This is a genomic window from Psychrobacillus sp. NPDC096426 (assembly GCF_044762745.1).
Lineage (GTDB): Bacteria > Bacillota > Bacilli > Bacillales_A > Planococcaceae > Psychrobacillus.
Map to the genome: position 1 here is coordinate 1 of NZ_JBIWEX010000028.1, position 26,557 is coordinate 26,557.

Annotated in this window: 26 protein-coding genes; 2 read left to right on the forward strand and 24 right to left on the reverse strand. The window is 37.5% G+C overall.

The genetic code is table 11. From position 1 onward, the window contains the following. The first annotated feature begins 228 nt into the window (after nucleotides 1–228). Nucleotides 229–438 carry a hypothetical protein gene (locus tag ACIQYS_RS18935; protein ID WP_402983451.1) on the forward strand — a complete coding sequence of 70 codons (210 nt, stop codon included), beginning with the start codon at nucleotides 229–231 and terminating at the stop codon, nucleotides 436–438. A 202-nt stretch (nucleotides 439–640) separates the two neighbouring features. Here the strand turns inward: ACIQYS_RS18935 and ACIQYS_RS18940 are convergent, their stop codons facing one another. The 6 genes from ACIQYS_RS18940 to ACIQYS_RS18965 form a co-directional block, all read right to left on the reverse strand. Then, entirely contained in the window at nucleotides 641–1,933 is a 1,293-nt protein-coding gene (locus tag ACIQYS_RS18940; RefSeq protein WP_402983454.1) for a dihydrolipoamide acetyltransferase family protein, read from the reverse strand. Between the two features lie 12 nt (nucleotides 1,934–1,945). After that, nucleotides 1,946–2,929: an alpha-ketoacid dehydrogenase subunit beta gene (locus ACIQYS_RS18945; RefSeq protein WP_402983457.1), complete on the reverse strand. Its 984-nt coding sequence runs from the start codon at nucleotides 2,927–2,929 to the stop codon at nucleotides 1,946–1,948. Beyond that, nucleotides 2,929–3,939 carry a thiamine pyrophosphate-dependent dehydrogenase E1 component subunit alpha gene (locus ACIQYS_RS18950; RefSeq protein WP_402983460.1) on the reverse strand — a complete coding sequence of 337 codons (1,011 nt, stop codon included), beginning with the start codon at nucleotides 3,937–3,939 and terminating at the stop codon, nucleotides 2,929–2,931. Before ACIQYS_RS18950 ends, ACIQYS_RS18945 begins: the two co-directional genes overlap by 1 nt. A gap of 15 nt (nucleotides 3,940–3,954) precedes the next feature. Next, nucleotides 3,955–5,385, reverse strand: coding sequence for a dihydrolipoyl dehydrogenase (gene lpdA / locus ACIQYS_RS18955; RefSeq protein ID WP_402983463.1), 1,431 nt, complete (start codon nucleotides 5,383–5,385; stop codon nucleotides 3,955–3,957). Nucleotides 5,386–5,502: 117 nt separating this feature from the next. Continuing rightward, complete coding sequence (gene bcd, locus ACIQYS_RS18960; protein ID WP_402983466.1) at nucleotides 5,503–6,597, reverse strand: branched-chain amino acid dehydrogenase; 1,095 nt, start codon at nucleotides 6,595–6,597, stop codon at nucleotides 5,503–5,505. A gap of 91 nt (nucleotides 6,598–6,688) precedes the next feature. Continuing rightward, a complete protein-coding gene (locus ACIQYS_RS18965; protein WP_402983470.1) occupies nucleotides 6,689–8,713 on the reverse strand; it encodes a sigma 54-interacting transcriptional regulator in 2,025 nt (674 codons plus the stop codon). 129 nt (nucleotides 8,714–8,842) lie between these two features. Here ACIQYS_RS18965 and ACIQYS_RS18970 point away from each other — a divergent pair, with 129 nt between their 5' ends. Further along, a complete protein-coding gene (locus tag ACIQYS_RS18970; protein WP_402983473.1) occupies nucleotides 8,843–9,088 on the forward strand; it encodes a DUF2627 domain-containing protein in 246 nt (81 codons plus the stop codon). Between the two features lie 4 nt (nucleotides 9,089–9,092). Here ACIQYS_RS18970 and ACIQYS_RS18975 read toward each other — a convergent pair whose 3' ends face one another. The 18 genes from ACIQYS_RS18975 to ACIQYS_RS19060 form a co-directional block, all read right to left on the reverse strand. Beyond that, the gene (locus ACIQYS_RS18975) at nucleotides 9,093–9,818 is read right to left on the reverse strand and encodes a glycerophosphodiester phosphodiesterase (protein WP_402983476.1); all 726 of its coding nucleotides are present in this window, start codon (nucleotides 9,816–9,818) and stop codon (nucleotides 9,093–9,095) included. Beyond that, entirely contained in the window at nucleotides 9,811–11,382 is a 1,572-nt protein-coding gene (locus tag ACIQYS_RS18980) for a flagellar assembly protein A (protein WP_402983621.1), read from the reverse strand. Before ACIQYS_RS18980 ends, ACIQYS_RS18975 begins: the two co-directional genes overlap by 8 nt. Before the next feature lie 454 nt (nucleotides 11,383–11,836). Beyond that, a complete protein-coding gene (gene spo0A / locus ACIQYS_RS18985) occupies nucleotides 11,837–12,628 on the reverse strand; it encodes a sporulation transcription factor Spo0A (protein WP_402983479.1) in 792 nt (263 codons plus the stop codon). 224 nt (nucleotides 12,629–12,852) lie between these two features. Beyond that, on the reverse strand, nucleotides 12,853–13,809 hold the full coding sequence (locus ACIQYS_RS18990) for a SpoIVB peptidase S55 domain-containing protein (protein ID WP_402983482.1): 957 nt from the start codon (nucleotides 13,807–13,809) through the stop codon (nucleotides 12,853–12,855). A 127-nt stretch (nucleotides 13,810–13,936) separates the two neighbouring features. Next, nucleotides 13,937–15,640 carry a DNA repair protein RecN gene (recN, locus tag ACIQYS_RS18995; protein WP_402983485.1) on the reverse strand — a complete coding sequence of 568 codons (1,704 nt, stop codon included), beginning with the start codon at nucleotides 15,638–15,640 and terminating at the stop codon, nucleotides 13,937–13,939. A 73-nt stretch (nucleotides 15,641–15,713) separates the two neighbouring features. Next, entirely contained in the window at nucleotides 15,714–16,163 is a 450-nt protein-coding gene (gene ahrC, locus ACIQYS_RS19000; protein ID WP_402983488.1) for a transcriptional regulator AhrC/ArgR, read from the reverse strand. Nucleotides 16,164–16,263: 100 nt separating this feature from the next. Continuing rightward, nucleotides 16,264–17,082 (reverse strand): TlyA family RNA methyltransferase, encoded by an 819-nt coding sequence (locus ACIQYS_RS19005; protein ID WP_402983492.1) that lies wholly within the window; start codon nucleotides 17,080–17,082, stop codon nucleotides 16,264–16,266. Continuing rightward, the gene (dxs, locus tag ACIQYS_RS19010) at nucleotides 17,079–18,974 is read right to left on the reverse strand and encodes a 1-deoxy-D-xylulose-5-phosphate synthase (RefSeq protein ID WP_402983495.1); all 1,896 of its coding nucleotides are present in this window, start codon (nucleotides 18,972–18,974) and stop codon (nucleotides 17,079–17,081) included. Before dxs ends, ACIQYS_RS19005 begins: the two co-directional genes overlap by 4 nt. An 89-nt stretch (nucleotides 18,975–19,063) precedes the next feature. Then, nucleotides 19,064–19,948, reverse strand: a complete 885-nt coding sequence (locus ACIQYS_RS19015; protein WP_402983498.1) for a polyprenyl synthetase family protein — start codon at nucleotides 19,946–19,948, stop codon at nucleotides 19,064–19,066. Then, on the reverse strand, nucleotides 19,941–20,162 hold the full coding sequence (gene xseB / locus ACIQYS_RS19020) for an exodeoxyribonuclease VII small subunit (RefSeq protein ID WP_402983500.1): 222 nt from the start codon (nucleotides 20,160–20,162) through the stop codon (nucleotides 19,941–19,943). The genes ACIQYS_RS19015 and xseB overlap by 8 nt, the downstream gene beginning before the upstream one ends. Before the next feature lie 5 nt (nucleotides 20,163–20,167). Beyond that, nucleotides 20,168–21,520, reverse strand: a complete 1,353-nt coding sequence (gene xseA / locus ACIQYS_RS19025; RefSeq protein WP_402983503.1) for an exodeoxyribonuclease VII large subunit — start codon at nucleotides 21,518–21,520, stop codon at nucleotides 20,168–20,170. Between the two features lie 73 nt (nucleotides 21,521–21,593). Then, nucleotides 21,594–22,448 (reverse strand): bifunctional methylenetetrahydrofolate dehydrogenase/methenyltetrahydrofolate cyclohydrolase FolD, encoded by an 855-nt coding sequence (gene folD / locus ACIQYS_RS19030; RefSeq protein ID WP_402983506.1) that lies wholly within the window; start codon nucleotides 22,446–22,448, stop codon nucleotides 21,594–21,596. Nucleotides 22,449–22,475: 27 nt separating this feature from the next. Then, entirely contained in the window at nucleotides 22,476–22,853 is a 378-nt protein-coding gene (nusB, locus tag ACIQYS_RS19035; RefSeq protein WP_402983508.1) for a transcription antitermination factor NusB, read from the reverse strand. 122 nt (nucleotides 22,854–22,975) lie between these two features. Next, on the reverse strand, nucleotides 22,976–23,368 hold the full coding sequence (locus tag ACIQYS_RS19040; RefSeq protein ID WP_402983511.1) for an Asp23/Gls24 family envelope stress response protein: 393 nt from the start codon (nucleotides 23,366–23,368) through the stop codon (nucleotides 22,976–22,978). A gap of 14 nt (nucleotides 23,369–23,382) precedes the next feature. After that, nucleotides 23,383–24,732, reverse strand: a complete 1,350-nt coding sequence (gene accC, locus ACIQYS_RS19045; protein ID WP_402983514.1) for an acetyl-CoA carboxylase biotin carboxylase subunit — start codon at nucleotides 24,730–24,732, stop codon at nucleotides 23,383–23,385. 33 nt (nucleotides 24,733–24,765) lie between these two features. Then, complete coding sequence (gene accB / locus ACIQYS_RS19050; protein WP_402983517.1) at nucleotides 24,766–25,263, reverse strand: acetyl-CoA carboxylase biotin carboxyl carrier protein; 498 nt, start codon at nucleotides 25,261–25,263, stop codon at nucleotides 24,766–24,768. A gap of 135 nt (nucleotides 25,264–25,398) precedes the next feature. Beyond that, the gene (locus ACIQYS_RS19055) at nucleotides 25,399–25,932 is read right to left on the reverse strand and encodes a SpoIIIAH-like family protein (protein WP_402983520.1); all 534 of its coding nucleotides are present in this window, start codon (nucleotides 25,930–25,932) and stop codon (nucleotides 25,399–25,401) included. Between the two features lies 1 nt (nucleotide 25,933). Continuing rightward, on the reverse strand, nucleotides 25,934–26,278 hold the full coding sequence (locus ACIQYS_RS19060; protein ID WP_402983523.1) for a hypothetical protein: 345 nt from the start codon (nucleotides 26,276–26,278) through the stop codon (nucleotides 25,934–25,936). Nucleotides 26,279–26,557 lie beyond the last annotated feature (279 nt).

Consider the following 26,557-nt stretch of genomic DNA (forward strand, 5'->3'; position numbering starts at 1 on the left):
CTCTTTTCTAGGATTGGTTGTGGTGACTTAATTCTACCAAGAAAAGGTCTTCCTTTTTTGTATTTATTCATTTACACAAAATATTTTACACTCTCGAAATCTAGCCTCTACATAATAAAAAAGTAACTTTCTAGCTCAAACAAAAAAAATAAGTTTACATAAAGAAAAATGAGGTACATAGAAAATAGACACAACAAACTTTAACCTATGGAAACGGAGGTAATTTCAATGAAAAGAAAAATGATTGCTTTACCATTTGCGTTATCTACCGCCTTATTATTAGGGGCTTGTGGCGATAGTGATGACGACTTAGATGATGTGGAAGTAAATGATCCATTATTAGAAGATGATGGTCAAAACGATATCGGGATTCCTGAAGACGAAAATGAGGAAGAGGTGGATGAAGGTACTGATTCCACTGAAAACTCCACACCATAAAACTTTCAACAAAAGCACACTCTCCTTTTTTATAAAGAGAGTGTGCTATAAATCTACTATCAATATTTTACATACATATAGTCCTAAAATCTAACTTGCAACTAAGAAAGTACCTGTGTACACGACTAATGAAATAACAACAATTCGCGATTAGATAAAAAAAACTCAAAATCGTTGAAAAAACGATTTTGAGTCACTTTCATTAGTAAACTGATGTATTCTCTTTCGTAATATTCTCCAAAATCTCTTTCACGCGCGCTAGGAAACGACCGGCAACTAAACCATCCAGTACACGGTGGTCTAATGATAGACATAAGTTCACCATATCACGTGCCGCAATCATGCCACCATCCATAATAACAGGGCGTTTCACAATAGACTCCACTTGTAAAATCGCAGCTTGTGGGTGGTTGATAATTCCCATGGATTGCACAGAACCGAATGAACCAGTGTTATTTACTGTGAAAGTACCACCTTGCATTTCGTCTGATTTCAATTTGCCAGAACGAACTTTTACAGCTAATTCATTTATTTCACGTGCGATGCCTTTAATTGTTTTTTCATCCGCACTTTTGATGACTGGAACGAAAAGTGCATCATCTGTCGCTACCGCAATGGAAATATTGATGTCTTTTTTCTGTACAATTTTATCTCCTGCCCACATCGAATTCATAATAGGGAATTCTTTTAGTGCTTGGGAAACGGCTTTTACGAAAAATGCGAAATACGTTAAGTTGAAGCCTTCTTTTGCTTTAAACTCTGTTTTTAGTGAATCACGGTATTGTACTAGGCTTGTTACATCCACTTCAATCATCATCCAAGCATGTGGAGCTTCATGTTTGCTTCGTAGCATATTTGCTGCGATTGCTTTCCGTACACCTGTAACTGGGATCTCAATATCCCCTACTGCTACTGGTACATTTACTGAAGCTGTTTTTGGCGCAGCTGTTGGTTGTGGAGCTAAATTAACTTGCTCTACATTTGGTTCAACTTGTGCAGCAACTGGGATTTCTCCGTTTTCAATAATTTTCAGCAAATCTTTACGTGTAATACGGCCTTCATTGCCAGTACCATTAACTAACGTAAGGTCAATTCCATGTTCTTGTGATAATTTAAGTACGGCCGGTGAATAACGAGCTTTTGCACCTTTTTCGCGGTCGACTTTCCCTGCATGCTTTTGTACTTCTGCAGGTTTAACTGTTTCGGCTGTTGGCTGCTCTGGAGCAGTTTCTACAACTTCTTCTGTAGATCCGCCTTCTGTTTCAATTGTACAAACGACTTCTCCAACCGCAAGTGTATCTCCTTCGTTAGCAATTAGTTCCTTAATAACTCCTGTAAAGGAAGAAGGCACTTCTGCCGTTACTTTGTCTGTGTTTACTTCAGCAAGTGCGTCATACTTATTTACTTGGTCGCCTGGTTTTACTAACCATTTTTCGATTGTACCTTCTGTTACACTTTCCCCAAGTTGAGGCATTTTGATTTGTTCTAAAGCCATGTAAGTCCCTCCTTAATAGTCCGCTAATTCGCGCATCGCTTTTTCGACTTTATCTGGATTGATCATAAAGAATTTTTCCATCGTTGGCGCATATGGCATAGCAGGAACATCTGGACCAGCAAGACGCATAATTGGTGCATCTAGATCAAATAAGCAATTTTCTGCAATGATTGCCGCTACTTCGCTAATAATGCTGCCTTCTTTGTTATCTTCGGTTACGAGAAGAACTTTACCTGTTTTAGATGCTGCTTCAATTATTGCTTCCTTATCTAATGGATAAATAGTACGTAAATCAAGGACATGCGTAGATATTCCGTCTTTTTCTAATCGTTCTGCAGCTTGCAGCGCAAAGTGAACAGCAAGACCATACGTTATGACTGTAATGTCTTCCCCTTCACGTTTTACGTCCGCTTTACCGATTTCGATTGTATAATCCTCTTCCGGAACTTCGCCTTTAATAAGACGGTACGCACGTTTATGCTCAAAGAACATAACAGGATCTTCATCGCGGATTGCCGCTTTTAATAGGCCTTTAGCGTCATAAGGAGTAGAAGGAATGACAATTTTCAATCCCGGTTGGTTTGCAAAAATTGCTTCTACTGATTGTGAGTGATAAAGCGCACCATGGATACCACCGCCGAAAGGGGCACGAATTACAATTGGACAAGTCCAGTCATTATTCGAACGGTAACGTATACGCGCTGCTTCCGAAATAATCTGGTTTACTGCAGGCATGATAAAATCCGCAAACTGCATTTCCGCAATAGGACGTAGACCGTACATAGCAGCACCAATTCCAACGCCTGCAATAGCAGATTCCGCAAGGGGTGTGTCTAAAACGCGATATTCACCGAATTCATCATATAGACCATTCGTAGCTTTGAATACTCCGCCTTTTCGACCTACGTCTTCTCCAAGAACGAATACGCGCTCATCACGAGTCATTTCTTCTTTCATTGCAAGTGTAATTGCATCGATATAAGACATGATTGCCATTATGCGTTCCCCCCATCTTTTTCTGCATATACGTGCTTCAATGCATCTTCTGGAGCAGCATACGGTGCATTTTCAGCATAATCCGTTGCTTCGTTTACTTCTTTCATGATGCGGTCGTTAATTTCTTTTTCTAATTCAGTCGTTAAAATATCATGATCTCGTAAATATTTTGCAAACGTAATAAGTGGATCTAGTGCTTTACCTTCCGCAATATCTTCTGCAGTACGGTATTGACGATCATCATCATCCGATGAGTGAGCAGTTAAACGATAAGTGACTGCTTCGATCAAACTTGGACCTTCTCCGTTACGAGCACGATCCGCTGCTTCTTTCACTACTTTATAGACAGCAATAGGATCTTTTCCATCAACTGTCACTCCAGGCATACCGTAACTGGATGCACGATCCGCAACCGTTTTACTCGCCACTTGGCGTTCAAATGGGACAGAGATTGCGTATTTATTGTTCTCAACCATTGTGATACATGGTAATTGGTGAACGCCCGCAAAGTTTAATCCTTCGTGGAAATCTCCTTGGTTAGATGAACCTTCTCCAAGCGTTACAAATGTAATGAAATCCTTTTTCTCGATTTTAGCAGCAAGTGCTACTCCCACAGCGTGTGGTAATTGAGTAGTAACCGGAGAAGAACCAGTTAAAATTCTATTTTTCTTTTGACCAAAATGCCCAGGCATTTGACGACCGCCAGAGTTTGGATCTTCCGCTTTTGCAAAAGCAGATAACATTAAATCCTTTGCCGTCATACCAAAATGTAATACAACACCCATATCACGGTAATATGGTGCAATATAGTCTTTTGTATTATCAAGAGCAAACGCTGCTCCCACCTGTGCTGCTTCTTGTCCTTGACAAGAAATAACGAAAGGAATTTTACCAGCACGGTTTAATAACCACATACGCTCATCAATACGACGTGCCATTAACATCGTTTCGAACATTTTCAGCACATCTTCGTTTGTTAACCCTATTTCTTCGTGACGATTTGTTGTCATATAGAACTCCTCCTTTTACATATGAATAGCTTTACCATCTACAGCTAGTGCCGCTTCTCCCATTATTTCACTAAGTGTTGGGTGCGGATGAATCGTATGCGCGATTTCCCAAGGAGTTGCATCCAGAACCATAGCTAGACCTGCTTCCGAAATCATATCCGTTACATGAGGTCCAATCATATGAACACCTAAAATATCATCCGTCTTTTTATCAGCAACGATTTTGACAAAACCATCTGATTCGCCATAAACAAGTGCTTTGCCAATTGCTTTAAAGGAGAATTTACCAACTTTCACTTCGAATCCTTGCTCTTTTGCTTGCTGTTCCGTAATCCCAACACTAGACGCTTCAGGGTTCGAGTAAACACAACGAGAAACTAGTGTATAGTCAATTGGCGAGATTTGCTTTCCGGCAATATGCTCGATAGCTGTAATACCTTCATGACTTGCAACATGTGCTAGTTGAAGACCCCCAATTACATCACCAATAGCATATATATGAGATTCTTTAGTTTGGAATGTTTCAGTTACTTGGATAAATCCTTTTTCTACAACTATATCTGTGTTTTCAATCCCAATACCTTCTACATTCGCTTGACGGCCAACTGAAACGAGCATTTTTTCAGCCGTGAACGTTTTATTTTCTCCATTTAGTTCTGCCGATATGGTTACTTGATTGTCCCCTGTTTCCAATGTTTCCGGGAGTACTTTTGCACTTGTTGCAAATGTGACTCCTTTTTTAGCAAGTAGTTTTTGCATTTCTTTAGAGATATCTTTATCTTCCGTTGGTATGATGCGATCAGCATATTCAATAACCGTCACTTCTACACCAAAATCATTTAACATGGAAGCCCATTCGATTCCGATAACTCCACCACCGACGATAACAATCGATTTTGGTAATACAGTCATTGCTAATGCATCGTCTGAACTCATGACAAAAGTGCCGTCGATTGTAAGACCTGGTAAAGTACGAGGTCTTGAACCCGTTGCAATGAGTACATTTTTCGGAATAAGCATTTCATTTTCATTGCCATTATTCATCTCAACGGAGATCGTTCCACCTGGTGAAGGAGAAAAGATGGATGGACCAAGCATTCTACCTGTACCTTCATACACATCAATTTTACCTTTTTTCATAAGCCCCTGTACACCTTGATGCAACTGGCTGACGATGGCTTCTTTACGAGCTTGCACACGATTAAAGTCCAGTGTCACGTCAGAAGTATTGACACCAAAATCGGCTGCATGATTTTTCGTCGTTGCGTACACTTCTGCGCTACGAAGCAAAGCTTTACTCGGAATACATCCTTTATGTAAGCATGTACCTCCAAGATTGCCTTTTTCTACAATTGCCGTTTTCAATCCTAATTGAGCCGACCGAATAGCCGCGACATAACCTCCTGTACCTCCACCGATGATAACTACATCATATTCTTTTGCCAACGAATTAGCCTCCTTCATACTAAACAGAACCAATTTTGAACGAAGAAGGCCGCTTTTTTCAAAGTCGGCCCTTCATTTGGTTATCTATTATTTTGCTTGTTTTTCGTCTACTTTATATTATCGATTTGTAATAATATGTTTGCCGTTTTGTAAAAATTGGCTACGAGATTTTCCTATACGTTCAATGCGCTCTTCCGCAAGTCGGTCTGCTGCAACGTACGTAGGAATTTCATCTCTTTTAGAAATAGCGAAAATCTTTTCTATTGTATCATATATACATGAAACTCGTTTCATCGCACGCTCGTGATTGTAGCCATATAATTCATCTGCAACGTTAATAACTCCACCCGAATTGATAACATAATCTGGTGCATATACAATGCCCATTTCATGAATGATATCGCCATGTTTTGTTTCTTTTAATTGGTTGTTTGCAGAACCTGCAATTACTTTTGCTTTTAGTTGTGGAATGGTGTTGTCGTTAATAATTGCACCTAGTGCACACGGTGCAAAAATATCTGCATCTTGTGCATAGATTTCGTCTACTCCAACTTGTACTGCACCAAATGCATTTACAGCACGGTCAACTGAAATCTGGTTAATATCCGCTACAATTAGTTTTGCGCCTTCTTTGTGTAAATAATCGCATAATGTGTATGCAACATTGCCTACACCTTGCACTGCAACTGTTTTTCCTTCTAAAGAATCAGAACCAAATGCTTCTTTTGCAGCAGCTTTCATTCCTACGTATACACCGTAAGCAGTTACTGGTGATGGATTACCTGATGAACCAAATGCTTCGGAAATACCTGTTACATAATTCGTTTCTTCATGAATAATATCCATATCTGCTACAGTTGTACCAACATCTTCTGCTGTAATATAACGACCATTTAACCCTTGAATAAAACGACCGAATGCACGGAACATTTCTTCGTTTTTGTCTTTCAATGGATCTCCAATAATAACCGTTTTCCCACCACCCAGATTTAGACCTGCAGCAGCATTTTTATATGTCATACCTTTTGCTAATCGTAGCGCATCTTCAATTGCCTCTTCTTCTGATGCATAATTCCACATACGAGTACCACCAAGTGCTGGTCCAAGCGTTGTGTCATGAATTGCAATAATCGCTTTCAATCCAGATGTTTTATCTTGGCAAAAAATTAATTGCTCATAATCGTAAGTCTCCAAATATTTGAAAATTTCCATGTGTAATTCCTCCTAGTAGTTAAATGATTTGTCTATCTATATAATCAATACCTCTTGTTGCTTGAACGTAACTCTCATTTTGTTGAGAAAGTTAAACTAAGTTATATTTTTCTAGTTTGTAATATAATGTACGCAGCGAGATTTGCAGTTTTTTAGCAGTTTGCGATTTATTTCCACCGCAAGTTTTCAGTGCACGAGACAATACTTTTTTCTCCATCTCATCCATCTGTTCGGCAAGCGTACCCTTTGACTCATCATCTTCGTCTCCATTAGTTGTTAAAACAAGCATTGATTTTGGTAAATGTTGTTCTTCAACAAATCGATCATTTGGCTGCAGGAAAATCATGGAACGGCTGATAATATTTTCGAGTTCACGAACATTTCCAGGCCAATCATAGTCAAGTAAGCTTGCCATCGCTTCCTCTGTGAACCCTTCTACATTCCGACCAAATTCTTGGTTTAGTCTCACAAGTAAATGTTCCGCTATAAGTGGAATGTCTTCTTTTCGCTCTCTTAAGGAAGGAATATGAATGGGCATTCGATTTAATTGGAAATAAAAATCTTCCCGAAAAGTGCCTTCGCGCATTGCTTTTTCTAAATTTAAACTGCTCGCTGCGATAATTCGTACATCTACAGGAATAGAAGAAGTACCTCCAACCCGAATGATGGCATTTTCTCTTAGAACGCGGAGCAATTTTGCTTGCGTCTTTTTCGTTAGTTCCCCAACTTCGTCCAAGAAAATAGTACCATTAACAGCACTCTCGATTAGTCCCGCTTGACTTAACCCACTCTCTTCAAAACCAAATAAGTCTTTTTCCAATAAATGCTCTTCCAAAGCACTACAATTAACACGGATAAATGGATAAGGCGCTCTGTCGCTTTCACTATGAATCGCATGGGCAAATAAATCCTTCCCCGAACCGACCTCTCCCCTCAAAAGAACGGTAACTGTTACACTTGCCGCTAGTTTCGCTTGCTCAGTCGCAAAAATTATTTGTCTAGATGTTCCGGAAATATCTTTCAGTGAATAGGATAATTCCAATGTCCGAATAAGCGTTTTTGCACGATCCAGCTCTTTCATTAGTCCGCGCATTTCAGTCATGTCGTGAATGACCCCGACACTCCCTTTTATCTCGCTATTCACAAGAATCGGAGCAACATTCACAATCACATCTTTTTTCTGTTTCCCAACTCGAAGATTTACTCCACGAATCGGCTTTTTCGTTTGCAATACCTTTAAATGGATACTTTCCCCTTCTGAAATATCCGCAGTTGCTGGCCTACCGATTACTTCTTCTTCGCTGAAACCGGTAATGCGGGTATATGCAGGATTAATAAGAATCCCTTTACCTTCTTCATCCACTACAGAAATAGCGTCATCACTTGAATGGATAATTGCTTCTAACATTTTTTGTATTTCTGTCAAATTTGTAATCTCTTCTGCAAGTCGAAGTACTTCAGTAATATCCTTAAATACCGCAAATGCGCCGACTCGTTTTCCCTCTGCATCAATCATTGGATATCTTGACGTAACTATTTTGGTACCGCTTTCAAGAGTGAGTTCTTTGTTCAATTCGACACTACCAGCCTCGAATATTCTCGGTAATTCACTTAAGCTTATTACTTCATGCACATGCTTTCCTATTGCTTGTTCAACGGGCATTTTCGTCATTCTTTCGGCACTTTTATTGAAAAAATTGACGATTCCTCGGTCATCAATCCCGATCATGCCTTCCTCGATAGAGTTAAAAATAAGTTCTTGCATCATTTTTTTGCGATCAATGATTTGAATATAATCATTTTTTTCTTCTAATAATGTAACGATTAAGTTGGCAATCCCACCTGGTATTATTACTGCTGTAGCAGGTCTATTTACAAGAAGTTGTTGAAAAACCTCTTTTTGTCCTGTTACATCAATGATGATTTGAATATTTCCGCTTATAAGAGGTTTCCAATCTGAATAAGTTGGAATTTGATGCTCTTTTGCGTAAATTATTCCTGGGGCTTCTTCGTTGATATCAACGATTGCAGATACTTGTAAGTAATCCGCTTGTTCGATCAACTTCAGAAGTGCATATCCACCGTTACCTGCACCTATAATTAATATATTTTGCAAAAATATGCACACCCCCGTTTTCTCTTTCGCAACTTATTGCACTTCTCATTTATCATAACTTAAGTTTCTTTCGTTGACAATCATATTCTTGCATGTAAAATTAAAAATGTAGGAACAGGAGTGAAGAAAATGGGTCGTTTAGCGGCTTTGATCGTGTTATTAATTCCTGGAATTTTAGCAGCGTTTGGGATTAAATTAATGAGAGATACGTTTTTCGGTTTGCAAATTCTCCCTATCGGGGGCTTAGCTTTACAATTTATAAGCGGAATTATTTTCACTGTTTTAGGCTTAGGGTTCTTTGCCGGATTTTTATTGAACAGGGATCGAAAGAACGGAAAAGTAGCTCCACGATTTCAAAAGAAGAAGGAATCTTGACTTTTTAAGTCAGATTCCTTTTTTGTCGTTGCATAATTTTTTCTGGATAGTCCGTAATCCAACCAATAACGGATTCATGTGGATGATCGATGTATTTTTCATTTCCTTTGACATTGTAAAAGCGAATCGGAAATCCTGCATTCCATATTCTGTACATTAGTTCCGAATCATAAAATTTTTTGTTTAAATGTATGGCATCCCATTTTTTTATAGATAAAACATAATCCCAATCGGAGTTTTTTCTTCCGATGAAAGCTGTTTTTGCATTCAACCCCATTGCATGTATCGTTTGCAATATACTAAATTCGAACGAAGAAAAATGGACATCTACAATACCTTTTGTTTTTTCAACAACTTCAATAATTTTTTCTATTTTTCCTAGAAACGATTCCTTTATTTCAATATTCAATTTTACACCAGTAGGTGCGACTAATTGTAAAAACTGGTCGAATGTCATCACGCGACTGTACCAAAATTTTCGACTAAGTGGACTTCCTAATTTAAGCTGCAAAATTTCTTCTGCTCTCATATCCGTAATACGTCGACTATTTCCAGCTAATCGAAAAAAGTCAATATCATGCGTCACGAAAGCAACACCGTCTGCGGATAGCTGTAAATCTATTTCAATCCCATCAACTCCAAGCATGATTGCACGTTTGACAGCTTTCATAGAATTTTCGACATACCTATTTGGGGCTCCACGATGCGCATAAACGGGTATATTAGACATTTAACTCCCCATTTTCTATTTTAAATTTTCCTTTCGTTGAACTTGATAATACGGATGATTTATAGCCAATTTGAATTAACGTCCCAGCATTCGCTTCTTTTGTAATATGAATATAGCAGTCATTTGGTTGGCGTAACGTTTTTAATATTCGTTGGATTTCTGCGTCAATTCCTTTTATTTCCGTTTGCAATTGATTGTACTTTTGCTTTGTTTGTTCAAATACGGCTATTTGTTGAACGGTCATGGCATTTTTCATTTGACTAAATTGACTAATTTGTCCATTCAACTTCGACATTTCCTCTTGTAGTTTCATCATTTCTTCTGCTTTCACTTTTGCTTTTTCCGTTAGTATTTTTCTATCGATACCTTGGACGATGAGTTCTGTTTTTCTTTCCAAACTATTACCAGAATATGCAGCAGTAATAGAATTGACTGCTATCGTTTTGCCACCAATAATTTTCCCTTTTCTTTCATCTAACAATATTTTGTTGGCTGCAATAGATGAACCAAGTGTATAAAATCCTATATGAATGTCCTCTTTCGCTTCTAATGTACATTCGTTCGCATGCTTTATATAAATATTTTTGTAAGCTTCAACTATTGTCACACCACGGCCGAAAATGCCTCCTTTGATAAAGACATCTCCTTCTGTTGATTTTATCAACTCCGCAGCATTTACACCTTCTTTTCCTTCGATCGATACGTCCCCTGAGGCGATAACTGAATATCCAGCCATAACCGTTCCTTTTACAAGAATCGACCCGTCAAATGTTAGATTTCCTGTTTCTAACCCAACATCCCCATCTATGACTAAATGCTTTTGAACAGATAGCACTCCATTCACTTCACCAATGATACCATTTGTTTTAGAACGAAGCACGATTGCTCCATTTTCTTCCACTTCATATGCACTCTTTGTGTCATATTTTAATGGTGTATCATCGCCTGGCTCAGCTGGAACCATTTCCCCAAATATATTCATGCCATCTACACCCTTTTGAGGAGGGGTTTTCTCCCCTAACCAGGATCCTTCTTTAATTTCGACAATAAAATTCATATCAAAAAAGTCAGTGTTACCATCCTCTTTAACGACTGGTTTTTTTTCCGCTTGTTCTAAATAGATGACTTTTGCATCTTCGCCTTTTTGTGGGGACAATCCTTTTGCAACTATGTAAGTTTTTCCTGTTTTTATAGTTAGTAAATCGATTGGTCTATGTCCATAAATAATTCTTTGTTCCTGTAACACTTTTTGAATGTTCGTGTGAATTTCTGCTAAATTTTCTTGGATGTATGTCTGTGATTCATAAATCGTAAGAAGCGCTTCCATTTTATCTTCACTTATTACTAGTTCCATGCTTTCGATCCAACTGCCTATCTCGATTGGATCGTGCGATTTATTTTCCAACGCTTTTTTCAACGCCAAAAAATTAGATACTTTCAGGCGTGTGTGCTTACGTGTCAATTCATCAAATTTCTTCAAGTTATAGCCATTATTATTTATTGCAATGAACACGCGTCCATTATTTTCTGATAATGTTATTTCGTCATTTTTTTCAATAATCATCAAGTTCACACTTCCCCTCCAACATTATTATACGTCTAATTGAGATTAGCGTACCTAAAAAATAGAGGGGGATTTGAATTTCCTTATTAATACCTAAATTAGTCAAAAAAATAATGACAACTTTCCGTAAAATACAGTCGTTTGGATGTATCTTTCACTGTACAAATTAGGTCAAAAGGTAAACTTTTCATTTGCTTTATACGACTTTTTCTTGTCGTTCTATCTAAAAATACGTCCAAGAGTAACAAACTAACTACTTAATAAGATTCAGGCTTTAATTAGTGACCGTTTGGATTTTCACTGCAGGCGAACGCTTTCCGCGGGCATAGCTTCCAAAAGCAAAAAAAAACCAGCGAACCCATAAATTCGTTGGCTTTGTTAGTAAGAGTTTATAGGCATTAAAATAAGATTTTAGGTATGAATGTATTTACAATAAGTCCAGTAATACCAACGATTAACTAGCCATATTCTCCATGCGAATTTTATCTGCAATCATCGCGATAAATTCACTATTGGTAGGTTTTGACTTCAGATGATGTACTGTATAGCCAAACATTTTCGAAATAGTTTCGTAGTTTCCTCGGTTCCATGCGACTTCGATAGCATGTCGAATTGCTCGCTCTACACGAGATGGAGTCGTTTGGAATTTCTTAGCGATTTCTGGATATAATACTTTCGTGATGGAACCAAGTAACTCAACATCCGTATAAACCATTTGGATCGCTTCTCGTAAATAAGAATAACCTTTAATATGTGCAGGTACACCAATTTCTTTAATAACATTAGTAATCGTGTGATCAATCATACGTTTACTTTGTGCTGCTTCTTTTTCTGGATTTGACTTCACAGGAATGTCTTGGACAAATTCTTTTTTCCCTGCAACTTGTTTAATTTGTGTGACTAGGCGATCAAATTCAAACGGCTTTAACATAAAATAAGATGCTCCTAAATCGACTGCCTGTTTCATTACGTCCTCTTGCCCGAAAGCAGTTAGCATAATGATTTGAATACCGTTTATTAAATTATTTTTTTGCAAACTATCAAGTACAGCAATTCCATCTAGATGAGGCATAATAATATCTAGTAAGAGAACGTCTGGTTTTATTGAATCTAATAATTCCAAACAAAGTTTCCCGTTACTAGCAGTACCGATAACTTCTATTTCTGGATGTTGTTCAAAATAAGATCCCATTGTCCGAAGTAGGTCCTTATTGTCGTCTACTATTGCAATTTTAATTTTCTCCATTATAATCATCCACCTTTGTATTTTTTGACTTAAGTACTATTCGCTATTTTTAGACTACTTCCTTTATTTTTGATAAAAATAAGTCTTTTCTATTACGGTTTCTACCTTTTTTGATAATTAAATAATTATTTCGACAATTTCGTCGAATACTTAATACACCTATTGTATCTATATTTTGTGAAAAAGGGTAGACCAAATTTTGGCCTACCCTGCATGATCAATTTTCATGGATTTTTTTTCATCATTTCGGTTATTGCAAGTGCCGCACCATTTTTAGGTTTGTCCACATACATATGTGTGACCACGCCGATTAGTTTGTCTTTTTGGATGATAGGACTGCCACTCATACCTTGTAAGATTCCACCTGTTTTTTGTATGAGCGATTTATCCGTAACTGTAAATTGAAAAAGATGTCCATCGACCGAGGAAATATTTATCGTAAAGTCTTGTACTTTTTCACCATCGATGGATGTTCGCATAATTGCTTCACCTGGCATTATCGTTTTTATGTCCGCAATTTCTACTTGTTGCAATGGGATATTAGCGAAAGCATTATCCTCTAACTTACCAAATATGCCATATATATTGTTTTCATCCACACCACCTATAGGCGAAGTATTCGCCTCATGGGAAGTGATTTTATATCCTGGTTGCCCTGGGATACTTTTCTTTATTTGTTCAATGGAAGATAAATAAATAGATCCTTCCGAAAATTTTGGGGTTACCCCTGTCATATGGTCGACAATTTGATGACCAAGTGCTCCAAATTCCTTTGTTGCAGGGTCAAAATAAGTTAATGTGCCAATTCCTTCTGTAGCATCCCGTAAAAATGGAAGCAGTTTTAATGTTTGTTCAGAAGTAATCTCTTTTGTATGCATTTTTTTATTGTGCTCATACTGAATAGTAATTTGTTCTTTATCTTTTACGTGCGTTTTTACATCCTGTACATTCGTTATCGTTTGATTGTTTATCTGGTGAATGGAATCACCAGCGCGCAACCATTCTTCATCTGTTAACATAACATCATGACTGAGGAATACAGCGCCGTATTGAAGATCAATTTGTATGGATTGACCAAGTGGGACAACAGAGGGTTGCTCTGCAAAAGTAGGGTTGCTTACGACAAATAATGTAAAGAAAAGCATTGGCATTAGCGACCATTTACGATAGGGTTTTTTCATGTTTCACCTCCTATACAAATACTATGTCCTGCATAAAGAACTCTATGTGAGGTAAATAATTGATAATAAACAAATGAAACAAACGCCTATAGTAGTCAAAAAAATGAAGACCCGTTTTTAAAGGTCTTCATACTTTTCTTAATATTTTTTTCCGATCTTTTGCTAATTTTAACAGCTCTTTTGAATGTTTTAATGTTGTACTTGTAATTTCAGCACCGGACATCATACGGCTAAGTTCCTCTGCACGTTTATCATCAATTACTTCTTCTAATACCGTGAACGTGCGATTGCCAGTAACTTCTTTCTTAATCATTAAATGTTGATCCGCCATTGCTGCGACTTGCGGTAAATGGGAAATACATAACACTTGTGAATTCGTAGCAATTCCAGCGATTTTTTCAGCTATGGCCTGTGCTACTCTTCCACTTACACCTGTATCGACCTCATCAAATATAATTGACGTAATACCTTGATGTTTGGAGAAAATACTTTTAAGTGCGAGCATCATACGAGATAACTCTCCACCTGATGCAATTTTCGTCAGTGCTTTTAGTGGTTCTCCTACATTTGTGGAAATATAAAAAGACAATTCATCGAGTCCATTTTCATTATACGTAGGTTTCGATTGTTCATAAAACATGACTGAAAAGGTAGCCTTTTCCATATAAAGTTCTTGTAATTGCTCCATAATTGCTTTACTTAATTGTTTGGCAGCAACTTTTCGTTTATATGTTAAATCAGTCGCTTCTAGTTCTAAGTCTTTTTCAATTTGTTTAATTTTTTCGGCCATTTTTTGTATTTGTTCATCTCTATTTACTAGCTGTCCTAGACTATACTCAATTTGTTCCTTATATTGCAAAATCTCCTCGATAGAAGTACCATACTTTCTTTTCAAAGTTTGAATCAAAGCAAGTCTATCTTCTACCAATTGTAATTGATTACTATCGTATTCCATTTCATCTAATTCATTTTTTAACTGGTATGCAGCTTCTTGTAACATATAAAATGCGGTTGATACATTTTCACTTAAGTCTTGCATGTTTTTATCTACTTCTGCTATGTCTTGTAAGTCAGCCATTGCCGTTCCGATATAATCTAATCCTCGTGATTCGGCTAGAATGGCTTCGTATGCACTGCTCATCTTATCAAATACTTTATGAAAGTTTTGCAGCTTCTTTTTTTCTTCTTGGAGCTGTTCTTCTTCCCCGATGACTAAACCTGCCTCTTCAATCTCTTCTACTTGAAACGTATATAAATCAATTTTATGTGCGATTTGTTGTTCATTTTCTGTTAAAGTGGCAAGCTCTTTTTTCCATTTTCTATATTGAGTAAATAGTTCTTTATACGATTCTTTTACTAGTTTTAAATCTTCTCCAGCAAATTGGTCTAACAGATGAATGTGGGCTTTGTCATCCATCAATTCTTGGCTTTCATGTTGGCCATGAATATCGATTAACGATGCACCAATCTCTCTTAAAATACCGATTGTGACAAGTTTACCATTCACTCGACAAACACTTTTGCCCGTATCGTTAATATCTCTTCTTAAAATAATGGACTCTTCGTCTATGTCTATCCCGACATCCATCATTTTTTTGAAAACACTATGTTTTGGGTTAGAAATGATAAATAATCCTTCTAACTCAGCCTTTTTGGCACCATGGCGAATAAATTCTTGAGATCCTCTTCCACCGCATAATAAATGAACGGCATCAATGATGATAGACTTTCCTGCCCCTGTTTCTCCAGTCAATACGGTTAGTCCCTCTTCAAAACTAACCAAGAGTTCATCAATTATCGCAAAGTTTTTAATAGTCATTTCCTTTAACAACAATCCTCACCTCTTTTTATCAATTACGCCTCGGCTTAATTGCGTCCAGATTTTGAATTACGCTTAAGTCAAGTTACAGCATTTCTAAAAGTCGACTTTTGACAATTTCACTATCTGCTTTTTCTCGACATAAGATGAGGCAAGTATCATCCCCGCAGATTGTTCCAAGTATTTCTGTCCAATCTAAATAATCGATTAAGGAACCAATTGCATGTGCATTCCCCGGCAACGTTTTCATTACTAAAAAATGATCTGCTCCATCGATACTAACAAAAGCATCCGTTAATGCACGACGTAATTTCTGTGTTGGATTAAATCGTTGGTCCGCAGGTAAACTGTATTTATAACTACCATTTGGTAGTGGAACTTTCACTAGATGCAGTTCTTTTATGTCTCTAGAGACAGTAGCCTGCGTCACGTTATATCCTGTATTTTTTAAGAAGTCTACTAAATCGTCTTGTGTTTCTATTTCGTTATTGGCAATAATATCTCTAATGCGTATATGCCTTTGTCCCTTATTCATATAAGTCACCCCATTGTATATTTATACTAGTTACTTTATACATTAGCACTTCATCCTAAAAGTCACAAGAAAAAACGCGACTCTCTTGTTGAGTCGCGAATTATTTGAAAGAATTATGTGCAACGCTGACGAGTTTGGTAAAATCTATCTCATGAGGGGTAACTTGTCCCTCTTCTACACTTATTAAATGAAAAAGAAACTCAATATTCCCTTCTCCACCAGTTATCGGTGAGAAAGAAGCATTCACCAATTGAAAATGATTTTTTTCCGCAAAGTTCGCGATGTCATTTAATACATCTACATGTACCGATGGATCTCTTACTATCCCTTTCTTCCCAACTCGATCTTTTCCTGCTTCAAACTGTGGTTTTACAAGAGCAATTACATCACCATTTGGAACTAGAATGGTTTTTAACGTTGGAAAAATTAATTTCAATGAAATAAACGATACATCAATCGATGCAAACGATGGAAGTCCTTCTCCAAAATCAGCAGGAGTCGAATATCGGAAATTCGTTTTCTCCATCACAGTTACACGGGAATCTTGACGAATTTTCCATGCTAATTGGTTGCTTCCAACATCTAGTGCGTACGCATGCTTCACACCATTTTGTAACCCACAATCTGTAAATCCACCAGTTGAGGAACCGATATCTAACATAATCTTGTCTTGAACAGTAAGATCAAATTGCTCTAAGGCCTTCTCTAGTTTTAGTCCGCCTCTACTTACATATTTCAATACTTGACCCTTTACAGTTAAAACGGAATCGATTCCTATTTTTTCTCCTGGTTTGTCTACGCGTTCTTCTTTGTTATATATAAGCCCTGCCATAATCGCACGCTTTGCTTTTTCTCTCGTTTCAAATAAACCTTGTTCTACTAATAGTATATCTACACGTTCTTTCGGTACTTTTGTCATGATGAGATATACCTTGTACTTTCAATTACGGTAGTGTTTACTAGCTTTACGATATCTTCCGTCGTTATATGAATTTCCTCTAATAATTGACTAACATCTCCATGTTCGATAAATACGTCCGGAATTCCAATTCGTTTGACATTTGCTTGTAAATTTTGCTCGTTGAAAAACTCTAGTACAGCACTTCCGAAACCACCTTGAAGCGCACTTTCTTCGACTGTAATAATTGGAATATTACGTTCTTGCAAGCTCACTAACATTTGTTCATCTAGTGGTTTGATAAAACGGGCATTCACAACTTCGACTGAAATATTCGATTCCGCTAGTTGTTCGGCTGCTTTCATCGCCATTGGAATCGTCGTTCCGAAAGTTAATATGATAGCTTGTGTACCTTCTTTTAATACTTCCCATGAACCAATAGGGATAGTTTTCAATTGGTCGTCCATAGGAACACCTAATCCATTTCCTCTTGGGTAGCGAATTGCGATTGGACCATCTGAGTAGTCAAATGCCGTTTTCACCATATGTTGTCCTTCATTTTCATCTTTTGGCATCATGATGACCATATTCGGCATATGACGTAAGAAGGAAATGTCGTATACTCCTTGATGTGTTTCACCATCTGCTCCTACTAATCCCGAGCGGTCTATACCGATAACTACATTCAAGTTTTGTCGACAAATATCGTGCAGTACTTGATCGTATGCTCGTTGAAGGAACGTCGAGTAAATAACTAAAAATGGTTTCATCCCATCAGCCGCCATACCTGCAGCCATTGTTGTAGCATGCTGTTCTGCAATTCCAACGTCAAACATACGATTTGGGAACTCAGAAGCGAATCCTTCTAGTTTGGAACCAACAGGCATCGCAGGTGTAATTGCAACGATTCGGTCATCTGTACGTGCTAGTTTACGCGCTGTTTCTGCGATCAACCCACTCCATGAAGGTGCAGTGGATGAAGATTTTACAAAAGCACCCGTTTCCATTTTATAAGGGCCAGTACCATGCCAAGTACCAATTTTGTCTTGTTCAGCAGGTTTGTATCCTTTTCCTTTTTTTGTAATTACATGAAGCAGAACAGGACCTTTCATCTTCTTCGCATATTGCAGGTTTTCTTCTAAAGCTTCGAAACTATGTCCATCAATTGGTCCTAAATAAGTGAAGCCCATCTCTTCAAAGAATACCCCAGACACTAATAAATATTTTAAGCTATCTTTTACTCGCTCCGCAGTTCCTGCAAGTTTTCCACCAACTGCGGGAATTTTTTTCAGTAAATATTCTAAATCATCTTTTGCTTTATTGTACGTACCGTGTGTTCGTAGTTTTCCTAAAACATTATGAAGAGCTCCTACATTCGGAGCAATGGACATTTCGTTATCATTTAAAATAACAATCATATCTGTTTTTTCATGTCCAATATGATTAAGTGCTTCTAATGCCATTCCACCTGTTAGCGCCCCATCTCCAATAATTGGTACGACGTAATTCTTTTTGTTTTGTAAATCTCGTGCTTTCGCCATCCCCATTGCAGCAGAAAGAGACGTAGAGCTATGCCCTGCTTCCCACACATCATGTTCACTTTCAATTCTTTTCGGAAATCCGCAAAGTCCTTTAAATTGACGTAGCGTATCAAACTGATCTGCACGCCCCGTTAAAATTTTATGCACATATGCTTGATGTCCAACATCCCAAAGAAACTTATCTTCTGGACTATTGAATGATTTATGAAGTGCAATTGTCAATTCGACAACACCCAGATTCGGACCTATATGACCGCCCGTTACAGATAATTTTTCTATTAAAAACGATCGAATATCTTCACTTAATTCCTTTAATTGTTCATTATCTAAACTTTTTAAAAAGGATGGGCTAGAAATTGAAGTTAAATCCATTGCCATCACACACCTTCTTTTAAGATTTCCTTCTTTACAACTAGTTAATATAATATCAATAAACAGCATTAAAACAAAGCTTTACGCTGTCAGTTTGATCTTTTTGTAATATAATCGGCAAATGCAACAAGAATGCCTTTATGCATATTTACTTCTTCTAATGCTGCAATTGCTGACTTATACTGCTTTTGCAACTGCTCTTTTGCACCGTCTATCGTTAGTATCGAAGGATATGTATTTTTTTCACTTAATACATCTTTTCCAACAGTTTTTCCAAGTTGCTCCGAAGTCCCTTCAATATCTAAAATATCATCTTGAATTTGAAATGCTAAGCCAATATGGAAGGCATAAGTTTGTAATGCTTTCATAGTTTCTTCCGAAGCATTTGCAATAATTCCACCGGCTAATATACTAAAGGAAAGAAGTGCCCCAGTTTTATTTATATGAACTTTTTCTAGTTCATCAAGTGTTAACGATTTACCCTCACCTAAAATATCTAGTACTTGTCCACCAACCATGCCTTCCGCTCCCGCTGCAAAGCTAAGTTGATCGATTAGTTGTATTTTCTGGTCCGCTGTTAGATTGGTAAGTCGCGCTAATATTCCAAATGCGTATGTTAAAAGTGCATCCCCCGCTAAAATAGCAAGTGCTTCTCCATAAACTACATGATTCGTTGGTTTTCCTCTTCGCAGATTATCATCATCCATTGCAGGTAGATCATCATGAATTAGGGAATACGTATGAATCATTTCAATCGTACTAGCGACAATCGAAGCGTCTTCGCTTTTTACGTTCAATTCTTCTAATACAGCAAGTGTATACAATGGTCTTATTCTCTTTCCGCCTGCTTGAAGTGAGTATGCCATCGCTTCTTTTAACGGTTGAGGAGCAACTATTTCTTGGATTAGTGTAGTTAGTTTTTGTTCGATAATTGGCTGATTGGTTTGGATGAATGTTTGTAGTCCTTTACTCATTTGCGTTACCAGCTTCCTCTGGCGATTCTCCCATGAAAGAGACAAGTTGCTTTTCTGCACTTTGTAATTTTTCACTACATAGCTTGGAAAGCTCCATGCCTTTTTGATACAATTCGATAGCGTTTTCTAATGGTACATCCCCTTGTTCTAGTTGACGAACAATATTCTCCAATTGTAGCATAGCCTCATCAAATGGAATTTCTTTTTTAGTCATGAAAATTAGTCCCCTCTCTCATTCCTATCTACTTCTTGAACAATCGCTTCGAGTCTGCCATCCGATAAAGTAACAAGGATTGAATCACCTGGCTGTACATCAGCAACTGATTTTACTAATTGACCATTTTTATACGTAATGCTATATCCACGGTCCATTATCTTTAATGGATTTAATGCCTCCAATGTACGAATAGAAGCAATAAATTGTTGTCGATTTTTTTCAAATGTTGATAAAGTCACTTGACTCAGTTGGTTTGTAATTGTTTGTACTGATTTTTGATGTTGATCTATTACTTTCTGAGGTGAAAGTTGGGTAAATCTATTTTGCAATTGTGTAAAATAACGACTCTTATCTTTATACAATCGACTAGTTTCTCTTTGTAGTTGCTGCTCTGCACGTACATATCTCTCTATAAAAGGACGATATAATTTTTCTGGTGTTGCAAGCACGGGAGATTCTATCGCACGCTTATATCTATTTTTCTCATCCGCTAATTTTTTGGATACAAAGTGTAAGCAGGCAGATTGATAAGATAAAATATTTTTCATCAAATTTTCTTTGCTTGGTACTGCCATCTCTGCAGCTGCTGTTGGTGTAGGGGCACGTAAGTCGGAAACGAAGTCAGCAATCGTTGTATCCGTTTCATGTCCAACGGCACTTATGATAGGTATGCGACTGTTTGCAATAGCTCTAGCTACTTGTTCTTCATTGAATGCCCATAAGTCCTCAATGGATCCCCCGCCTCGCCCAACGATGAGTACGTCTATGGAACGTACACTATTTGCTTGCTCAATCGATTTTACAATGGAAGGCGCCGCTTGAGGTCCCTGAACAATACTCGGAAACACAACAACTTCGCAAATCGGATATCTACGTTCTAAAGTTGTTAAAATATCGCGTATTGCTGCTCCAGTTTTCGAAGTAACGACTCCAATTTTTTTAGGGAAAGCTGGAATCGTTTTTTTACGACTTGGGTGAAATAATCCTTCACTATCTAATTTCTTTTTTAATTGTTCAAAAGCGAGGAAAAGTTCTCCAATGCCGTCCGGTTGCATACTAGATGCATAGAGCTGATATTGCCCTGCTGCTTCAAATACGTTAATATCACCACGAATGAGCACGTTCATTCCGCTTTCTGGAGTGAATTTGAGCCCTCTTGCATTCATTGCAAACATGACCGATGTGACTCTTGCAGCATCATCCTTCAACGTAAAATAAATATGCCCACTTGAGTGGACCTTGACATTCGAAAGCTCTCCTTTTACATACACATCACGCAAATGTGTATCCGCATCGAATTTTCTTTTTATGTATTTAGTTAATGCTTTTACAGTTAAGTATGTATGTGATGTCACGAACGAAACAACTCCTCAGAATTTCCACAATGTAAAAGCTGTCTTTCTGTTAGAAAAACAGCTTTCCTTCGTATTAGTTGTTCAGGGTATTTTCAGCCGCTAAGCATGTATTTTCCATTAGCATAGCTATCGTCATTGGGCCAACCCCGCCTGGTACTGGGGTAATTTTGGAAGCAACTTGTTGGGCAGATGCAAAGTCAACGTCACCACACAACTTATTATGTTCATCACGATTAATTCCTACGTCGATCACCACTGCTCCTTCTTTAATGAAGCTTGCATCTATCATTTTCGCACGACCAGTAGCAACCACTAAAATATCCGCTTGTTTTGTAAAAGTATGTAAATCTTTCGTTTTTGAATGGCAATACGTTACAGTTGCATCTTTTTGTAATAGTAGTTGTCCCATCGGTTTACCGACGATATTACTTCTCCCAATAATAACCGCATGTTTTCCAGCTACTTCTACATCGCTATATTCTAGCAATTTTATAATGCCAAAAGGTGTACAGGAAAGGAAGGTTGCCTGCCCAATCACCATTTTACCAACGCTTTCCGGATGAAAACCGTCCACATCTTTTTGCGGTGAAATAGCTGCAATTACACGATCTTCGTCTATTTGTTTTGGTAAAGGTAATTGCACTAAAATACCGTGGATTTTTTTATCATTATTTAATGTTTCTACATGTGTTAGAAGTGCTTCTTCTGAAATAGTTTCTTCTAATTCAATCATGACAGAATGCATGCCTAGTCTTTCACACATTTTTGTTTTGTTATTCACATATGTTTGCGAAGCTGGATCTTTTCCAACTAATACAACCGCTAAACCAGGTGTGATACCTTGAGTTTTTAAACGATCGACACGTTCTTTTACTTTTTCAGTAACTTGAGCTGCTATGTGTTTGCCATCAATTATATGATTTGTCACGGTTAAAGCTCCTCCATTGTAAGTAGATTATTTCTCTGTATATTTGGATAATACACCATTTACGAAACGACTTGATTTTTCGTCACCGAACACTTTGCAAATTTCCAATGCTTCGTTAATAACTACTTTCGCTGGTGTTTCTTCCGTAAATAATAATTCATATACTGCTATACGAAGAACTGTCCGTTCTATTTTAGGTAATCTAGCGAGTGACCAGTTTTCCAATTTGTCTACTAAAGAAGCATCGATCTCCTCTTTATACTTAAGCGTACCGGTTACTAATTGAGTTAAAAATGGGTCTTGTTTCTCTGTAACATGGCCAATCGCCTCTTCTATTGATATCTCGTGATTGTCTAACTGAAATAGTGCTTGCAATGCTAGCTCTCTTGCTTGTCTTCGTTTCATGAATAAGTTCTCCTTTAAATGTAGCTATCTAAAGAACAATAATAGCATATTTCCCACAATAATGCGTAGGAGAAGAAAGAAAAAAATGAAAAGAGCCACCTTAGTCGATGGCTCTTTTCCTATTATTCTGCCGTTTCGAATTGCACACCGGTAATATGAACATTCACTTCTTTCGGTGTGAGGCTCGTCATATTCTCGATTGCTTGGCGAATTTGGGACTGTACTTCTCTTGCAACAACAGGAACAGATGCGCCGTATTTTACTAGACAATAGACATCGATAAACAATCCATCGTTTGTTATTTCTGTTTTAATCCCTTTACCATGGACTTTTTTACCTAGCCGTTCTACAACACCCGCAGCAAAGTTACCGCGAGTACCGGCAATTCCTTCTACTTCATTTGTTGCAATTCCCGCAATTACAGTAATTACTTCGGGAGCAATTTCAATTGTCCCTAAATTGTCTTTTCCTTCAGGAGTCATTTGAACAAATTTTTGTTCGGTATTTTCTGTCATATAGAACACTCCTTTTATGAATTCATTACATCGTATTTCTCTAAAAACTTCGTATCAAAATCTCCAGATACAAACACTTCATGATTCATGAGTTTTTCATGGAAAGCAATTGTTGTTTCTACTCCTTCTATTGCGAACTCGGAAAGAGCACGCTTCATCTTAGCGATTGCTTCTTCTCTTGTTTCCCCGTACGTAATAAGTTTTGCCACCATGGAATCATAGAATGGTGGAATGTTATAACCTGGGTAAACAGCAGAGTCGACACGTACACCAAGACCACCTGGTGGCAAGTAAAATTCTACTAGTCCTGGGGATGGCATAAAGTTTTTCGCAGGATTTTCCGCATTTATACGGCATTCAATTGCCCAACCATTTAATTTAATATCTTTTTGTTTGAACGATAATTTTTCACCTGATGCAACTAGTAGCATTTGTTTGATCAAGTCTATACCAGTAATCATTTCAGTTACAGGGTGTTCTACTTGAATACGGGTATTCATTTCCATGAAGTAAAATTTTTGATTGATATGATCGAATATAAATTCTACTGTACCAGCACTCTCGTAACCTACTGCAAGCGCCGCTTTTACAGCAGCTTCTCCCATTTCGGCACGAAGTTCTGCTGATAATGCTGGGGATGGTGCTTCTTCTACAAGTTTTTGCATTCGACGTTGAACTGAGCAATCTCGTTCACCAAGATGAATAGCATTACCATGCCCGTCTGCAAGTACTTGAATTTCTACATGGCGGAATACTTCGATGAATTTTTCTAAGTATACGCCTGGATTTCCAAATGCTGCGGCGGCTTCTTTTTGTGTAATTTTAATCCCATTAATAAGGTCTTCTTCGTCTTTTGCAACGCGAATTCCTTTACCTCCACCGCCAGCAGTTGCTTTAATAATGACGGGGAACCCGATTTCTCTCGCTACTTTTAGCGCATCTTCTTCTGTTTCCACAATTCCTTTTGAACCTGGAACTGTTGGAACACCCGCTTTTTGCATCGTCTCTTTTGCAACATCTTTAATACCCATACTTCTGATTGCCTGGGATGTAGGTCCGATAAATTTAATATCACATTCTTCACAAAGCTCTGCGAATTCTGCGTTTTCTGCCAAGAATCCATAACCAGGGTGAATACCTTCACAACCGGTAAGTTTCGCTACACTAATAATATTGGAAAAGTTTAAATACGAATCTTTGGATAATCTTGGTCCGATACAATATGCTTCATCTGCAATTTGGACATGAAGGGCTTCACGATCTGCCTCAGAGAATACTGCGACCGTTTCAATCCCTAATTCCTTACACGCACGTATTATTCGAACGGCGATTTCACCACGATTGGCGATTAATACTTTTTTCATTCTTTTATGCCCCTTTCCTCTGTACTTGTCGACTTAAATTCCTTTTACGAGGAACAATGGTTGACCATATTCAACTAGTTGACCGTCTTTAACTAGAATTTCAACGATTTCACCTTCTACTTCCGCTTCTATTTCGTTGAATAGTTTCATCGCCTCTACAATACAAACGATCGAATCGGCGTTTATTTTACTGCCAACTTGTACATAAGCTCCTGCATCTGGGGAAGAAGATTGATAAAATGTACCAACCATTGGAGAAGTAATTTTATGTAGTGAGCTATCTTCCGCAACTGGTTTTACTTCTGTTACAACTACTTCCTCTTTCACTTCGCTAACAGGCTCAGGCTGAACTTCTACAATTTTAGGTTGTTCCACTACAGAAGAGCTTTCGAATGAGTGTCCAACTGTTGAGACAGTTCCTTTTTCATTCTTTTTTAATTTAATTTTCGTACCATCTGATTCATATAGAAATTCGTCCAATGTGGATTGGTCAATCAATTTAATAATTTCTCTGATTTCCTGGATTTTCATATTTCTTATCTCCCTTTTGTATACATTTAATACTTACTATACCCATTTTAGACGTTTTTACGATAATTTGAAATAGCTACGAAGGAAATCTTGCTAAAAGAATGAAAAAAAGCGCCCGCTTAAGGCACTTTTTTCTTATAATCCATTAAAGTTAACTTCTACATTATATGCTTTTGGCCATTCTCGTTTTACTGCATAAATAATATCCGATGCCTTTTTAGTAGATTGTTCATTAGAAACGACATCAATTAATACATCATTGTCTTCGATACGTACTAGCGCATCGTCGTAGCCTAACGATTTAATAATTAGCTCTAACATCGCTTCTGTGGAATCTATTTTCACTATTTCTTCAATTTTGTTGAAGGCTGCATCTTTTTCTTCTGCGGTAAAATCATTGGAACCGACTTTTGTTGTTAATTGTTCACGAAGTTGGCTTCGTTTTTCTTGTACTTCCATTCTCATCTCTTCGAATGCATTACTATTAGCTACAAATGATTCTTCATTCGTAGATGATGTTTCAACTAATTCTACATCTTTTAATGTGTCATTGGAAAATAGGGCAATTCCGTCAAAAGGGGATGGTCTGTCTGATAAGTAGAAAACCGTCACTACCGCTACTAAACTGATTAAAGTTAAAAACCAAACTGATCTCTTTTTTATATTCATATTATTTATCCTCCATTTCCATTTCTTGTATCACGATTCGATGTGGAGCTATTTGCAAAACAGATGAAAGGGTCTTGATCAAATTATTTTGTACGCGTTTATCCCTCGCTCCTTCCGCTACTACTAGAATTCCAATCAGTTCTTTCTTGCCCCCCCTACTGTCACTTGTCCACTGGAAAAATGATACATCACTTTCCGTCGATGTTTCAGTGTTCTCTTTGTAATGAAAATATACTTCTACTCGACCAACTCCACTGATTTTCTCTAATATGTAAGCTAAATCTTCTGTTGTTTTGGGAGCTAGTTTTGTATCTTGAGCATTACTTCCATCATTCCAAAGGAACACTTCTGAAAAAAGTAGACTGATGATGAGAACAGCAATACTAATGACAACAAAACGAAAAGTGGGCTTTTGTTTGAATGATATAATGCTTCACCCTTCTTTTCATGATGGATACCATACTTTATGCAAGACAAACTATTTATATGAAGAGAAAGGACAAGATCCAGAAGATTATCGCAATTTTCACGAGAAAGTCTATCCGTTCACTGCCCGAACCTTCTAGTAATATCGAAAGTAGTTCACCAGCAACGGCGATTAATAAGAGACCAAATAAAAAACTGG